Origin of the sequence: Paracoccus onubensis (genome assembly GCF_003591515.1) — a bacterium.
GTDB lineage: Bacteria > Pseudomonadota > Alphaproteobacteria > Rhodobacterales > Rhodobacteraceae > Paracoccus > Paracoccus onubensis.
Genome location: NZ_QZCG01000002.1, coordinates 363,093 through 377,801, shown reverse-complemented (window position 1 = coordinate 377,801; position 14,709 = coordinate 363,093). Strand labels below are relative to the sequence as shown.

18 protein-coding genes are annotated in these 14,709 nt (G+C 59.3%); 4 read left to right on the top strand and 14 right to left on the bottom strand.

The genetic code is table 11. The features are described 5' to 3' along the window. Window positions 1-134: 134 nt before the first annotated feature. Genes D3P04_RS04440 through D3P04_RS04400 form a run of 9 tightly spaced genes read right to left on the bottom strand, consistent with a single transcriptional unit; the run spans window position 135 to window position 6,916 of the window. On the bottom strand, window positions 135-497 hold the full coding sequence (locus D3P04_RS04440) for a hypothetical protein (protein ID WP_119746325.1): 363 nt from the start codon (window positions 495-497) through the stop codon (window positions 135-137). Further along, window positions 491-1,555, bottom strand: a complete 1,065-nt coding sequence (flhB, locus tag D3P04_RS04435; RefSeq protein ID WP_119746323.1) for a flagellar type III secretion system protein FlhB — start codon at window positions 1,553-1,555, stop codon at window positions 491-493. The genes D3P04_RS04440 and flhB overlap by 7 nt, the downstream gene beginning before the upstream one ends. After that, entirely contained in the window at window positions 1,552-2,304 is a 753-nt protein-coding gene (locus D3P04_RS04430) for a flagellar biosynthetic protein FliR (protein ID WP_119746321.1), read from the bottom strand. Before D3P04_RS04430 ends, flhB begins: the two co-directional genes overlap by 4 nt. Continuing rightward, window positions 2,304-4,400 (bottom strand): flagellar biosynthesis protein FlhA, encoded by a 2,097-nt coding sequence (locus D3P04_RS04425; protein ID WP_119746319.1) that lies wholly within the window; start codon window positions 4,398-4,400, stop codon window positions 2,304-2,306. The genes D3P04_RS04430 and D3P04_RS04425 overlap by 1 nt, the downstream gene beginning before the upstream one ends. Next, window positions 4,397-4,684 (bottom strand): hypothetical protein, encoded by a 288-nt coding sequence (locus D3P04_RS04420; RefSeq protein ID WP_147391882.1) that lies wholly within the window; start codon window positions 4,682-4,684, stop codon window positions 4,397-4,399. The genes D3P04_RS04425 and D3P04_RS04420 overlap by 4 nt, the downstream gene beginning before the upstream one ends. After that, the gene (gene motA, locus D3P04_RS04415; protein ID WP_119746315.1) at window positions 4,681-5,547 is read right to left on the bottom strand and encodes a flagellar motor stator protein MotA; all 867 of its coding nucleotides are present in this window, start codon (window positions 5,545-5,547) and stop codon (window positions 4,681-4,683) included. Before motA ends, D3P04_RS04420 begins: the two co-directional genes overlap by 4 nt. 10 nt (window positions 5,548-5,557) lie before the next feature. Next, window positions 5,558-6,106, bottom strand: coding sequence for a MotE family protein (locus D3P04_RS04410; RefSeq protein ID WP_182912727.1), 549 nt, complete (start codon window positions 6,104-6,106; stop codon window positions 5,558-5,560). Next, complete coding sequence (locus D3P04_RS04405; protein WP_119746311.1) at window positions 6,099-6,458, bottom strand: hypothetical protein; 360 nt, start codon at window positions 6,456-6,458, stop codon at window positions 6,099-6,101. The genes D3P04_RS04410 and D3P04_RS04405 overlap by 8 nt, the downstream gene beginning before the upstream one ends. Next, a complete protein-coding gene (locus D3P04_RS04400) occupies window positions 6,455-6,916 on the bottom strand; it encodes a flagellar basal body-associated FliL family protein (RefSeq protein ID WP_119746309.1) in 462 nt (153 codons plus the stop codon). The genes D3P04_RS04405 and D3P04_RS04400 overlap by 4 nt, the downstream gene beginning before the upstream one ends. Window positions 6,917-7,029: 113 nt before the next feature. Between D3P04_RS04400 and fliF the strand changes: the two genes are divergently transcribed. The 4 genes from fliF to fliP are packed head-to-tail and all read left to right on the top strand — an operon-like array spanning window position 7,030 to window position 10,155. Continuing rightward, on the top strand, window positions 7,030-8,631 hold the full coding sequence (fliF, locus tag D3P04_RS04395) for a flagellar basal-body MS-ring/collar protein FliF (protein WP_119746307.1): 1,602 nt from the start codon (window positions 7,030-7,032) through the stop codon (window positions 8,629-8,631). After that, a complete protein-coding gene (locus D3P04_RS04390) occupies window positions 8,631-9,197 on the top strand; it encodes a FliH/SctL family protein (protein ID WP_119746305.1) in 567 nt (188 codons plus the stop codon). Before fliF ends, D3P04_RS04390 begins: the two co-directional genes overlap by 1 nt. Then, on the top strand, window positions 9,194-9,451 hold the full coding sequence (locus D3P04_RS04385; RefSeq protein WP_119746303.1) for a FliM/FliN family flagellar motor switch protein: 258 nt from the start codon (window positions 9,194-9,196) through the stop codon (window positions 9,449-9,451). Before D3P04_RS04390 ends, D3P04_RS04385 begins: the two co-directional genes overlap by 4 nt. Beyond that, on the top strand, window positions 9,448-10,155 hold the full coding sequence (fliP, locus tag D3P04_RS04380) for a flagellar type III secretion system pore protein FliP (protein ID WP_119746302.1): 708 nt from the start codon (window positions 9,448-9,450) through the stop codon (window positions 10,153-10,155). Before D3P04_RS04385 ends, fliP begins: the two co-directional genes overlap by 4 nt. A gap of 2 nt (window positions 10,156-10,157) precedes the next feature. On the opposite strand, the gene dxs is transcribed toward fliP, so the two are convergent. The 5 genes from dxs to D3P04_RS04355 form a co-directional block, all read right to left on the bottom strand. Continuing rightward, window positions 10,158-12,083, bottom strand: a complete 1,926-nt coding sequence (gene dxs, locus D3P04_RS04375; RefSeq protein WP_119746300.1) for a 1-deoxy-D-xylulose-5-phosphate synthase — start codon at window positions 12,081-12,083, stop codon at window positions 10,158-10,160. Window positions 12,084-12,105: 22 nt separating this feature from the next. After that, window positions 12,106-12,969 (bottom strand): polyprenyl synthetase family protein, encoded by an 864-nt coding sequence (locus D3P04_RS04370; RefSeq protein ID WP_119746298.1) that lies wholly within the window; start codon window positions 12,967-12,969, stop codon window positions 12,106-12,108. Next, entirely contained in the window at window positions 12,969-13,205 is a 237-nt protein-coding gene (locus D3P04_RS04365; RefSeq protein ID WP_119746296.1) for an exodeoxyribonuclease VII small subunit, read from the bottom strand. The genes D3P04_RS04370 and D3P04_RS04365 overlap by 1 nt, the downstream gene beginning before the upstream one ends. Continuing rightward, complete coding sequence (locus tag D3P04_RS04360; RefSeq protein WP_119746294.1) at window positions 13,202-14,122, bottom strand: histone deacetylase family protein; 921 nt, start codon at window positions 14,120-14,122, stop codon at window positions 13,202-13,204. Before D3P04_RS04360 ends, D3P04_RS04365 begins: the two co-directional genes overlap by 4 nt. A 67-nt stretch (window positions 14,123-14,189) precedes the next feature. Beyond that, on the bottom strand, window positions 14,190-14,705 hold the full coding sequence (locus D3P04_RS04355) for a DinB family protein (protein WP_119746292.1): 516 nt from the start codon (window positions 14,703-14,705) through the stop codon (window positions 14,190-14,192). Window positions 14,706-14,709: the final 4 nt, after the last annotated feature.

Genomic DNA, 14,709 nt, shown 5'->3' with positions numbered 1-14,709 from the left:
TCGCGTTGAAGCGATAACGCCGGTTATTTGCGTCCCGCGATGGCCGGGGGCACTGCCCCCGGACCCCCGAGGTATTTGGACAAAGAAGAAGAGGAAGGAGGAAAGAAGGAGAATGCGGGCAGATGCCACAGGCTCTAGGTCTTCTTGATGCGGGTTTCTTGACGCGCCAGTTCCTTAAGGACTTCTGCCCGGCCAAATTCCTGCATCGCGGCATGGCGAATCCGCTCGAAGCCCGGTTTCAGACGTTCGGCATCCTGTTCTGCCATCCATAATTCCCGGGCGACACGGCCGGCTTGCGCGGTCTCGATCCGGGCAACGGGCAAAGAAAGCGGCGCCCGGTTGTGATAGCTTTGTTCAAGCGTCTGCCGCATCGCGGCAATACGCTGCCGGGCAGCGGCCATATGTGCGTTGATCGCTGCGAATTTTCCAAGCTCACGTTCGGCCTTCAGCCTTGCGATCCGTTCAAGCCGGGTCAGATCACCGCTTCTGTTTACCATCCCGCCCGCGCTTTCTGCCGCATCTTCTCGGCAAAGCGGATGGCGATCGCCACAGCGGCGAAATGCTCTCTTCGTATTTCCTCTCCGATACCGACGGCGGCGTACAGAGCCCGCGCGCATGGCGGATCGGAATGGATCGGCACGTCATGCATGCGCGCTCGGTCACGAATTCGGGCCGCGAGATCGTCGGTGCCCTTGGCAAGGCAAACCGGCGCACGCCCGCTTCCCCGTTTCCATTCAAGCGCAACCGCGTAATGCGTGGGATTGACGACGACCACATCCGCGCGCGCGACGTCCGAAAGCATCTGTTTCATCGCAAGATCAATGGCTTTCTGACGACGCGCCGCCTTGATATGCGGATCGCCTTCGGTATCCTTGTTCTCGTCGTCAAGTTCCTTGCGGGTCATCCGATGACGCTTCAGATATTCATGGCGCTTCCAAAGCAGATCGATAACCGCGAACAGCGCCGAGATCGCGACAGCCATCGTCACGACATCCTGCAGCAATTTCCGCAGCCCCGGAATCCATTGATTACCCGCCCCCGACATGGTCGCGGCAAGATGGTTCAGAAGCGACGAAAACAGATACCATCCGCCAAGACAGACAAATGCCGCCTTGAGGACCGAGATCCCGAAAGTCACCAACCCGGCGGGGCCGAATTTCTGCCCGGCATTCCTGATCGGGTTCAGACGTTTGGGATCGAACGCGATCTTCTTGACCGAAAAGACCAAACCGCGCTGTGCGACGAGTGCGATCAGGATCGTCGCAAACGGCACCATCATCAGACCGATCACGGCCGCGGCGGCAAAACCGCCGACCGGCATGGCAATAGCAAAGACCGATCCGCCAAGCCAGGCGTCGCTGCCCAATGCCCGGCTTCCCGAGGCCAGCCATTCACGGGTTGCGACGCCCGCGCCGACTGTCAAAACCAGCCAGGCCCCCAGATACATGCCCAGCACATTGACTTCGGTCGAGCGTGGAACATCGCCTTCCTGACGGGCCTTTTGCAATTTCCGTTCGGATGGGTCGAACGGTTTTTCGTCCTTCTCCTCACTCATAGTGGCGGCAAGGTGAAGTCAAGCACCGCATTTGCCCAGATCTCGATCAGCAGCGGCGCCATCATCGCCGCCCCCGCAATCGCCAGAAATACCGACAATGGGGAGCCGATGAAGATCACCGGCAAGGATGGCATCACGCGATTGATCACCCCGGACAGGGCCTGAAAAAGAAAACCTCCAAGGGTGAACGGAGCAGCCAGCAGCATGGCAAGACCGAATGCCCGCGCAACCGTCGGTATCGCCTCATGCGCCAGATATTGTAAATCGGGCCAGCCGCCCGGCGGCCATATCGACAGGCCGTCGGCCATGAATTGCAGAACCATGACCGGCAATCCCAATGCCATCAGAACCGCTATCCCACCCAGATGCAGCAGGTTGCCCAGCGGATGCGGAGCCGCATCGATCGAAATGCCGACCAGTTGTGACAATGAGGCAGCAGTGGCAATCGCCGTCGTCGCGATATCGATCGCAATTGCAAGAATCCGAAGCAGCCCCCCGCTTGCCAGACCGATCACCATTTCTACAGCGGTCTGTCCCAGAATTCCCGCAGGCGCGCGGGGAATTGCGGCAGCCGGAAGCCCCGCAGCCAGCAGCGGCACGATTACCATCGCCAGGCCCACCTTGACGCGGGCGGGGATCACCTGTTCTCCGAAGCCCGGCAGAATCAGCAGGCAGGCCTGAACCCGCACATAGACGAGCACCATCGTCCAGTTGAACCAGGGCAGCAATTCCACCGCCTGCTGCCACATCACGCCGCCTCAACCGTGCCCAGCAGGCACAATTCAGCCGAGCTGTCGATTTCCTCCATGCCGATCACCGGTACCCTGACCCCGCTCGACGTCAGAACCGCGCGAACCATCCTGCGCCTGTGATCCGGAGCGATGAGGACAGCCCGGGGCGACTGCATGCCGCCAAGCGCCTGATGCATCGCCTTCACCAACCGACCTGAAAGGGATGGGGTGATGACAGTTCCGCCTGCCCTGCCGGTTTCGGTGTCCGAGCGCACGAATTCCGCCTCCCATGCCGGATGCAGTTGCAGCGCCTCGATCCGGCCGGCATCGTCCGAATATTGCTGCGTTATCTGCCCGCGCAGTCGCTTTCGCACCAATTCATAAACGGTCTCGACCGACTCGATCGCCCGGAATTCGCAAATCGCATCGATGATGACGGGCAGGTTCCGGATCGAGATCCCTTCTTCAAGTAATGCACGCAGAACGGCCAGAAGCGTCTCGGGAGTTACCTTTTCGGGAACCATGCTGTCGAAATATCGCCTGTAACGCTCTGCCCGCGAGGGATCGGAAATGGATTTCAGTTCCTCGATCTGCCGCTGCAGCGCTGTCAGGGTCAGCAATGAAGGTAAATTGGCCTTAACGGCTTCCATCAGATGGGTGGACAGAATTTCCATCGGGGTAACCACTGTCAGGCCCATCGTCGCAGCATCGTCCCGCGTGTCTCTGGAAATCCAGCGGGCGGGGCTGGAATAGACCGGTTCTTTCACCGCAATCCCGCCCAATTCCTCAAGCATATCGTCCGGCCCCAGCGCCAGAACCTCATCGACGCGCAAACTGCCGCGCCCTCTTACGACTCCCTGAATGCGGATCTGATAATCCGTTGCATGAATCTCATCCGCATCGGTGATCCGGACATCCGGCAGAATAACGCCAAAACTGCGCGCGGCGAAAATGCGCAAATTCGTGACCCGGCCCCCCAGGCCATGCGCCTGATCCAGGGCTGCGGGAACCAGATCACTGCCGATTTCAACCGTAATCTCATCGGTATCCAGCACGTCGCCGATCCGTTCTGCAGGGCGCTCAACCGGCTGTTCATCATCCAGTCCGGATATCGGCTCTTCGATCCGAAGCCCGCGACGGACAAGCAACCACGCGCCAATAGCCATTGCAAGCGCCATGGCAAGAAACAACCCGCGCGGCATTCCCGGCACAAAGGATAGAAGTGCCATGGCGCCCGCGACAATCGCAACAGGCTTCCAGCCAGACAATATCTGCTGCGAAACCAGTTGCGCGGTCGTATCGGTAGTTCCGCCACGCGAAAGCAGCAAAGCGGCAGCCATCGAGGTGATCAGGGCCGGGATCTGGCTTACCAGCCCGTCGCCGATGGTCAGGTGCGAATATGTCGACAACGCATCTCCCAAAGCCATGCCATGAACGGCGACACCGACGCTCAATCCGATCAGCAGATTGATCAGGGTAATCACGATCCCCGCAATCGCATCGCCTTTGACGAATTTCGATGCGCCGTCGAGCGAGCCGAAAAAGCTGATCTCATGCTGTTCGCGAATGCGACGCTGTTTGGCTTCTTCGTGATCGATAGCCCCGGCATTCAGGTCGCCGTCGATCGCAAGCTGCTTGCCCGGCATGGAATCAAGCGCGAAGCGGGCGGCAACTTCGGCCATACGGCCCGACCCCTTGGTGATGACCATGAAGTTGACCACCGAGATAACCGCGAAGATCGTCAGCCCGACCAGCAGCGAGCCACCGGCCACGAAATCAGCAAAGCCGCTGATAACCTGACCTGCGGCGCTTTTGCCGGTATGGCCCTGGGTCAGGATCAACCGCGTCGACGACACGTTCAACGACAGCCGGATCACCAGAGACACCAGAAGCAGCACCGGGAAAGCCTGAAAATCCGCTGGCTTGTCGACCAGAGATGCCATGACAAGCACCAGCGTTGCCGTCGCGATCGACAGGGCAATCCCGAAATCCAGCAGACCCGGAGGCAGTGGAATGACCAGCGAAATGACGATCAGCACCAGACCACCGGTGATCAGAAGCTGCGCATCCGGCAGAAAAGAAGAACGTGAGGATACCCCGCCGACCTGTTTCATTCGGCAATCTCATTCGGGCCGGATATTCCGGACGGGCGGAGAACGTCTTCCAGAAGCCAGATGTCACCGGAAAGAAGGCCCGACCGGCGCAGAAAAATGATTGCCTGTAAACGATCCGTCGGCGACATCGTCAGAAGCTGGCGCCGGTAATCGGCCGGAAGACCCCGCCCCTCCAGCAATCTGGCAGAGGCATCCCGGGTAAATGCGTCCAATCCGGTTGTTACAGGAGGTTCTGCATCCGATGTCGCAAGTGCAACGGTCAAAAGCGCCGATACGATCATCATGCAGCCTTTTTCAATTCGCGCAGCGCAGTTTCGAGTCCGTCGAAACTCGGCCTTACATGTTCGGGCACGGCTTGCCTGCCGACTTCCACGCAAAGATTTGTCGCATGTTGGTGCAATCCGGCGACAAGCACCGATTTGACAACGTCGTAGAACATGAGATCCTGCTTGATGACCGCTCCGAGGCGCTGCGCCAGCGGTGCCACGAAGCCATAGGACAGAAAAACCCCGAGAAATGTCCCGACCAATGCGCCACCGATCAGCTTGCCCAACACCGCCGGCGGCTGATCGATCGAGCTCATGGTCTTGATGACGCCCAGCACCGCGGCGACGATCCCCAGGGCAGGCAAGGCGTCAGCCATATTCTGGAGCGCGTGGGGAACATGCATCTCGTCTTCGCTCATACTCGCGATACGCCGCGTAAGCATCTCTTCGACCTGATAGGGATCATCATAGTTCAGGCTTGCCGATCGCAGTGTATCCGCAATCAGCGAAACGATATTGCGATCCGCCAGCAGCCGCGGATAGGCGGTAAAAATCTCGGAGCTGTCCGGACTTTCGATATGCGCCTCGAGTCCGACCGGATTGTCGCGCGCAACGCGCAGCAGTTGAAACATCAGGCAAAGCACGTCCTGATGATCCTGCGCCGTCCATTTCGGCCCCTTGAAGGCCCGCACAAGCCCGCTGATCGTCGTTTTCAGCGTATGGCTGTCATTGGAAAGAAGATAGGCGCCGACAGCCGCACCCATGATCATCATCATCTCATAGGGTAGCGAATGCAGGATCACATACATCTTGCCCCCTGCAAGCAGATATCCCCCGAATACCATCACCGTGGTCACCACCATACCGACGATCCCGAACATACAACTACTCCTATGGGTTGCGGACGCTGCGCGCGCCCATTTCGGCGGTCAGCAGGGCTGCCTGACGAGGCTCGACCGAAGCGATAATCCGCGCGCCGTTCTGGGGATCGACGCGCATCAGAATCTCGGCGGCAAAATCCGATGGCAGATTGGTCAGGATTGCCGCGGCCTCCGCAGGCTTCATCTGATCATAAACGGCAATCAGGCGGTCGATATCGTCCTGAATGGCAACGGTTTTGTTTTCGTTACGCGTGCCAAGCGCATCCTTGCGACTTTTAAGCTCCTCTGCCCTTTTCCGAAGCGCGCCTTCGGCCTGAGACAATTCGGTCTTTCGCTCCTCGATGTTTGCCAGGTAGCGCTCGATCCGCAGGGCCCGTTCCTTAAGGGTCCGGGCAAGGGCGACCGCCTCGGGCACGTCCGTACAGCCACGCATCAGATCAGCAGGTTCGGCGAATGCCGCGAACTGATAAGGAAAATTCTGCCCGCCTTTACCAATCAGGGCGACCGCAACCGGCAATGCGAATGCCATCGCCAGAAGGGGAAGAAACCCGTTACGCATTGGCATCCTCCGGCAAGCGCTTGCGGAGGCGGCGGGATGCTGGGCCCCGGTTTTGCGGGCCAACCGGGAATCCCGCATCCATTTTCTGACGCAAGTCCCACATTTCCCGTTCGCCGCGTGCCTGCGCGATTTCTTCGGCCAGCGCTTCGCTTGCCGCCGACGCCTCGGCACGCGCCTTGCGGATCGCGCGATCAAGCCGGTCCACCTCGGCAGTCATGACGGCAATGGCGCCGCCAATCCCGGATTCAAGATTGTTCAGCCGATGCAACCTGCGCGCCAGCAGGATACAGAACATGCCAAGTCCGCAAGAGACGGCAAGCAGCAGAATTTGCAGGATGGAATCCATCGTCATTTGATCCGAAACTCCGTTATCAGCAGGTCTTTGACGGGTTCTTCCCCAAGGACATAGCGAGTGCGCGTCACCAGCTCGGACCGCAGGATTTCCAGCACGCCGCGCTTTTCATACGCGCTTTCATCGACATCGGATAAAAAGCTGGTGAATGCATCCTGAACACGCGGCATCATATGCTCAACATCGGATTTGTGCCGGGCATCCGTCTCGATTGCCGCCGAGACAATGACCATACGATGACGCGCGCCGGGAATCGGAAGTTCTATCGTGGGGATGTCCACAAACTCGACCTTATGCATGGCTGGCCTGGCTTCGGCCCTACCGCCAGGAAATGGCAGGAATCCAAGATAGGTAGAGCAGAAACCCACCCCGCCCAGAACGATCGCAGCCAATGGTATCAGTAACTTCTTTCGTTTCTTCCCGCGTTTCCGCCCCTGCTGTTCCGCATCGTTGCTCATGGTGATTCTCCGTCATTCACGGATCGATCTAACAGCACGCGACTAACCAAATCTTAAGCCGACCGATGTCATGAAGGAGGCAGAGAGCAACGATTGATTCGAAGGGGCCGGTTTTGCAAAAATTGCAGGACTATTGGAGAATGCGCAGCGCGAAGCAGAAAGCCGTGATGACTGCTACGTTTCTTGCCGCGTTCATTGCAGTCGCGACGATTGGCTGGATCGCCAACCGCGCCCAGTTGGCATTGCTGTATGGTGGGCTGGAACCCGCACAGGCCAGCGAAATCGTCACAAGAATCGAAAGCACGGGTATCGCCTATGAGCTTCGTGGCGATTCAATCTGGGTCGATGCGGCATCCCGTGACAGGTTGCGCGTCGATCTGGCGGCGCAGGGACTGCCCGAAACAGGGAATGCCGGATACGAATTGCTTGACGGGATGTCGGGTTTCGGCACGACGTCGCAGATGTTCGACGCAGCTTACTGGCGCGCCAAGGAAGGGGAATTGGCGCGAACGATTCTGGCACTGCCCAACGTGAAATCCGCGCGCGTGCATCTGGCGGTCGATCAGGCGCGCGGCTACCGCCGGAATGCCGACGCGGGCGCCTCGGTCACATTGACAACAACCGGATCGGCGATCAGCCGGGATCAGGCTTCGGCGTTGAAATATCTGGTGTCTTCGGCAGTTCCCGGATTGCATCCCGACAATGTCACCGTCATCGATTCACAGCACGGGATCATCGGCACCGGCGAGGATCGGGAGGGGTTGGACCGGGCCGCGGAAATGAAGCGGAATGTCGAGCGGCTCCTTGAATCGCATGTGGGCGCAGGCAACGCCATTGTCGAACTGAATCTCGACATCATGAACGAAACCGAACAATTGCGCGAAGAGCGTATCGACCCCGAACAGCGTGCATTGATCAGCCAGATCACCGAGGAAAGCTCGGATCAAAGCAGCTCAGGTGGCGCCGGAGCGGTCACCGCCGCCTCCAACCTGCCGGATTCGGAGGATAAGCCCCAGGATGGTTCGCAATCCGCACGGTCGCAGGCGCGGCAGCAGGCAAATTACGAGATCAGCACGATCACCAGAGAAGTGTCCCGTCAGCCGGGCGCGATTCGTCGTCTTTCCGTCGCGGTTCTGGTTAATGGAACCGTAGGAACTAATGATCAGGGAGAGTCAGAGATCTTACCGCGTCCGGAAGCAGAGCTTGCGGACTTGCGCGAACTCGTGGCCTCTGCTGCCGGTTTCGACGAATCCCGTGGAGACGTCATCACCGTTAAATCCCTGCCATTCGCGGCATTGACGCAGGATGGGACATCTGCGCAACCATCCTTGCTGGATCGCCTTCACCTGAATTCACTGCTGCGATTAACGCTGTTTGGCCTGTTTGCAATGGCCATTCTGGTGCTCGTTCTCCGCGCTTTGCGGCGTCCTCAGGACGTGGCCCAACTTCCCTTGGTGGATAATGGTAACGCGCCGGTGCAGCCCGAACCAGAGCCATCGCCCGGCCTGCTGAATGACAGCAGCGAGGACGGTTTTTCACTCGACAGTTTCGTTACCCCGATTCCGCTGGGCGCGGACCCGTTCGAACCTGCCGACGAGCCTCTTGCCCTGCCATCCGCCGATCCGGTTGCACGGCTGCGCAGCATGATGCGTGAAAAACATGATGAGAGCCTTAAGATTCTGTCGGGATGGATTGAAAATAGAGAGAAAATATAATGGCACCCACTGCGATAAAGCTTGAATCCTTCATTCCGACCGGACTGCAGCTTGCGATTGAACCGACATTCACTCTCGACGATCTGGATCGTGCGCGGGCAGAGGGTTTTGCGGATGGGCAGCAACAGGCCCGGAACGACGATACCCGCCAGCTTTGCAGCGCGCTGGAGCGGGTTTCGCAGTCGCTCGCCGAAGACCAGAAGCTCCGCAATCAGGTCAGAAAGGAAACGACAGCGGCGTTTATTCCTTTGATATCAGGGATCGTTGACGCGCTTGCGCCGCTTCATGCTTCACAGCGGATCGAACGGGCCCTGATAGCCGAATTGTCCCGGTTGGCCAGCGACGAACACCCGATATCCCTGCGCATCGCCTGTAATGACAAGCTGCGCGATCTGGTCCGACGATGTATCGCCGAAACGGGCATGACGGAAATCACGCTGGACGACGCGGAATCCGACCTTGTCTCACTGAGTTTCGCAGGCGGGAATATCGAATTCTCGAACGAGAAAATAATTCGTGAAATCAATGATATGATTGAAGAAATTATGGTGGATTCAAAAATATGAGCGAATTGAGGAACCTGATCGACACCGATCATATCCAACTGGAGGTCAGCATCCGATTGGGACATACAAGACAGACGGTCGCGCAGCTCTCTGCCTTGAAGCCGGAAGATGTGCTGGTGCTGGATCAGACCATCGATGACGGTGTTGAAGTCTGTGTCGGTGACAAGGTCGTCGCACGCGGCGAATTGACCGGCGACGGCTCTCCGGGCGACCGGCTTTGCGTCCGGATCATCGGCGCGACGGAGGGGATGTGACAAGGCTGTTATCCGTTGCCGTGACACTTGTCCTGCCGTCCGGCGCGTTTGCGCAAGAACTGCCGTTTCAACAGGCCGCCGACAGTCTGGGTCAGAATTCGGTTCTGATTCTGCTGATGATGACAGTGCTGTCCCTCACCCCGGGCATTCTGGTGACGGTGACCTGCTTTCCGTTTATCGTCACCGTCTTGTCGATCCTGCGTCAGTCCGTAGGATTGCAGCAATCTCCGCCCAATATGTTGATCATCGCGCTATCGCTATTCCTGACATGGTTCATCATGGACCCGGTTCTGCGCGAAGCCTGGCAAAGTGCCGGTGCGCCCTTGCAGCGTGGCGAGATCGGGATCGCCGAGGCATTTCAGCGAGCCATGATACCGTTCCGGCAATTCATGGAAAACCGGACGGACCCGGATACCCTGTTGCAGCTTGCCGAGATCGCTCCGGATCCGGATGCCGGACCGGAGCGCCTGTCGGTTCTGGTCCCCTCATTCATGCTGTCCGAGATTCAGCGGGCATTCGCGATCGGCTTTCTGATCGCCCTGCCCTTTCTGATCATCGATCTGGTGGTATCGGCGGTGCTGATGTCCATGGGCATGATGATGGTGCCACCGGTCGTCGTATCGCTGCCGTTCAAGCTGGCATTCTTCGTGGCAGTCGATGGCTGGACATTGATCGCAGGCGCGCTTGTCCGCAGTTACCAGTAAGATCAGCGGTTATCGGCGCGCCGTCCCTTCAGGTCGCCGATGCCCAGCACATCCAGAATTTTCGCCTCGATATGCGCCGCATTCAGGGCGGAACTGTCATACATCGCATAAGGCGCATCGTGATCGACGAAACGATCGGGCAAAACCATCGAGCGGAACTTCAGCCCGTGGTCGAAAATGCCCTCTTCCGCCAGAAGCTGGGCGACATGGCTGCCAAAGCCCCCAACCGCGCCCTCTTCGATGGTGATCAATGCGCCATGATCCGCCGCGAGCCGTAGAATCAAATCCCGGTCCAGCGGCTTGGCGAAACGGGCATCGGCGACGGTTGGCACGATTCCACGGGCGCGCAGGGATTCGCATGCCTTCGAAACTTCGGATAGGCGCGTACCGAAAGACAGAATGGCAACCCCCTGCCCCTCGGATATGATCCGGCCCTTGCCGATTTCCAGAACCTCGCCATGTTCAGGCATATCGACGCCCGTGCCTTCGCCGCGTGGAAAACGGAACGCGATCGGCCCCCGATCATACGCTGCGGCAGTCGCAACCATATGGGTCAACTCGGCCTCATCCGCGGCGGCCATCACAACGAAACCCGGCAGATTCGAGAGATAGGCGATATCGAAAGCCCCCGCATGGGTCGGCCCGTCCTGCCCGACCAGCCCGGCGCGGTCGATGGCGAAACGAACCGGCAGACCCTGCACCGCGACGTCATGCACGACCTGATCATAGCCACGTTGCAGGAAGGTCGAATAAATCGCGCAGAACGGTTTCATCCCGCCTGCCGCAAGACCGGCGGCGAATGTCACCGCATGCTGTTCGGCAATACCCACATCGAAACAGCGGCGGGGAAATGTCTGGGCGAATTGTTTTAGCCCGGTGCCATCCGGCATCGCGGCCGTAATCCCGACGATCCGGTCATCCCGGCTGGCCTGATCCGTCAAGGCGCGCGCGAAAACCGACGTATAGCTGGGCGCATTGGATTTCGCCTTTGCCTGAACCCCGGTCACGACATCGAATTTTCCCGTCGCATGCCCGCGGTCGGCGGCGGTTTCGGCGGGTGCGTAACCCTTGCCTTTCCTGGTCACGGCATGGATCAGCACCGGTCCGGTCGCCCGCGACTTGACCGTGCGCAGAAGCGGCAGAAGCTGCTCCATATCGTGACCATCCACAGGACCGATATAGGAGAAACCTAGCTCCTCGAACAAAGTGCCTCCGACCGCCATGCCCTTGAGCATTTCCTTCGCCCGGCGCGCTCCCTCCTGCAAAGGCTCGGGCAGGAACCCGACAGCACCCTTGGCCGCCGCCTTCAGTTCCTGAAACGGACCGCCGGTATACAGCCGGGTCAGATAGGACGACATCGCACCAACAGGCGGCGCGATCGACATCTCGTTATCGTTCAGGATCACGAAAAGACGCTTGCCCAGATCGCCGGCATTGTTCAGGGCCTCATAGGCCATGCCCGCGCTCATGGCGCCGTCGCCGATCACCGCGATGGCATCCCCCGGATCACCGCCCAGGTCCCGGGCAATGGCAAAGCCCAGTGCCGCCGAGATCGAGGTAGAGCTATGTCCCGCACCAAAGGGATCATAAGGGCTTTCGGTGCGCTTGGTGAAACCGGACAGGCCACCGCCCGTGCGCAAACTGCGGATCCTGTCGCGCCGGCCGGTCAGGATCTTGTGCGGGTAACATTGATGCCCGACATCCCAGATGATCTTGTCGCGCGGCGTATCGAATACCGCATGCAGCGCCACGGTCAATTCGACCACGCCCAGCCCTGCACCCAGATGTCCGCCGGTTTCGCTGACGGCACTGACAGTCTCGCTTCGCAACTCGTCGGCGAGTTGCCGCAATTCGCTATCGGTCAACGCTTTCAGGTCCGACGGCAGGCTGACCCTGTCAAGAAGCGGAGTCTGCGGGCGATTTATCATGACTGGCGCTCCGGCAATGCGTTCAGGTGTCGCGTTCGATAACGAACCGCGCCAGTTCCCGCAAGTTCTCTGCGCTTTCGCCATAGCGTTTCAGCGCAGCTTCCGCAGCTACGGCATAGCGGCGCGCTTCTGCCTGCGCCCCGTCCAGCCCAAGCAATGACACGAATGTCGCCTTGCCCGCGTTACTGTCCTTGCCCACGCGCTTGCCGGTCACTTCTTCGTCACCCGTCACGTCAAGAATGTCGTCCACGATCTGAAATGCCAGTCCCAGTGCCTTGGCATATTCATCCAGATATTGCGGATCCTCCCCCGTAATCAAAGGTCCGGCAGTTGCGGCAAAGCGGATCAGTGCCCCCGTCTTCGCAGCCTGAAGTTTCGTGACCGCTTTCAGATCAAGCGGTTCAAGCGCGGTTTCCGCCGCGATATCCAATGCCTGGCCCCAGACCATCCCGCGCGCGCCGATCGCGTCGGAAAATGCCCGAATCAGCCGCAACCGCGCCTCGGGGTCGCCGATCGCATCCTCGCTCAGCAACCGGAAGGCCAGAGACTGCAAGGCATCGCCGGCAAGAATGGCAGTGGCTTCCGACCATTGCACATGACAGGTCGGCATCCCGCGGCGCAGATCATCGTTATCCATGGCGGGAAGGTCGTCATGGACAAGACTATAGGCATGCAGCAACTCAACCGCCGTCGCGACAGGCAGCGCAATGTCATCGCCCAGCCCATGCAGCCGCGCCGATTCCATCACCAGAAAAGCGCGAACCCGTTTGCCGCCAACGGTGGCATAGGCCATCGCATCGCGGAGTTCACCCTTTGGCAACTCCGCCATTGCGGCATCGAGCGCAGCCTGAACCTGCGCTTTCACCTCATCGAATCTGGCTTGCATCACGGCTGCTCGGCCGGTTCCGTGCCGGTGGGCTGACCATTCGCGGAAAGCGTGATTTTCTCTACACGTTCTTCAGCTTCGCGCAGCCGTTTTTCGCAATGCTGCCGCAATTCGGCGCCGCGTTCATAAAGCTTGATCGATTCTTCAAGCGTGGCTTCGCCGGTTTCCAGCTTGCCGACGGTCTGTTCCAGTTCGCGCATCGCGTCCTCGAAAGACAGCTTTTCGATCTCGGTCATTTTCCGGCCTCCATCATCACTTCGACATGGGCGCGGACCGACCGCCCCAGAGCGGCCAGATCATAACCGCCTTCCAGACAGGATACCACCGGCGCACTGCATTCGGCGGCCATCGCGCAGATCGCATGCGTAATCTCTGCGAAATCCGCCTCTCGCCATTCAAGCTGGGCAAGCGGATCGTCACGATGCGAGTCAAATCCGGCCGAGATCAGCACCAGTTGCGGCCTGAAATCCCGGCATCGATCCAGAATTGTTCGCCATGCCGCAGCGGCCTGTTCGCCACCCGAGCCCGGCGGAAGCGGCACATTCATGATCTGCCCATATGCACCGGTTTCACCGACCGTCCCGCTGCCCGGATACAAAGGCATCTGATGGCTGGAAGCGAAAAAGGCGCGCTTCTCATCCCATAGCAAATCCTGGGTCCCATTGCCGTGATGGACGTCGAAATCCAGGACAGCGACCCGATCGAGGCCGTGATGATCCATTGCCCGCTTTGCCGCAATCGCCGCGGTTCCGAAAAGGCAGAAACCCATCGCGGTTTCACGCTCGGCATGATGGCCGGGCGGGCGCATTGCAAGAAACGCATTGGACACATGCCCGGCCAGCACCGCATCCACGGCCGCGCAGGCTCCGCCGACCGCGCGCGAAGCGGCCTCGAGACTGCCGGGCGATATATGCGTATCGGCATCCAGTGCCCGAAACCCCTCATCCGGAAGCGCGGCGCGGATACGGTCCAGATATCGCTGCGGGTGGCAGCGCAGAATCTCGGAATCATCGGCCAGTCCGGCCTCTTGCCAAAGCAGATCAAGACCATCCAGAGCCGAGATCACGGCGGCATAACGCGCCACCTGCTCGGGATGTCCCATGGGCATCAGGTGGGTTTCGGCAGAGGGATGCGTGAACACGGCAGTTGTCATCGAAGCGGCCCCTTGAAGGAAGTTGACTGAACATAGACGAGTATCGCGGCGGCGCGCAAAAGAAACATCAGGCGCTTGCGTAAATCTCGGGCATGACAAGTAAATCCGTCGCGCCCGGCTGCGCCCCCGCCAAGGTCAGCATGGCATGTATCTGACCGCGATGATGGGTCTGATGATTGAAAAGGTGCATGATCACGATTTTTCGCGGCATGGAAAACTCACGATGAACCATGCCAGAAGTCCAGCGGAGATTTCCTTCGAACCAGTCCGGCGACACATCATGCGCCCATTGCAGAATTTGCCTGTCCAGCCGGTCCCGCAACTCACGGAACTCATCCCAATCTCCGATCAGAGCGTCCGACTCCGAATGGCTGCCCTTCGGACGCGACGTTCCGGCAAAGCGATGCAGCCATATCATGTCGGCCCAGAGGATATGCGAGAAAGTCCTTTCGATAGACCCGAAGAAGGCGCCCCTGTCCTTGCGTCGCTCATCAGGGGACAACCCATCCGTAGCAGCAAGAAGGTTTTCGTTCTGCCAGCGGTTATATCTGGCCATGATCAGAACATAGTCCTGATTGGGCATATCG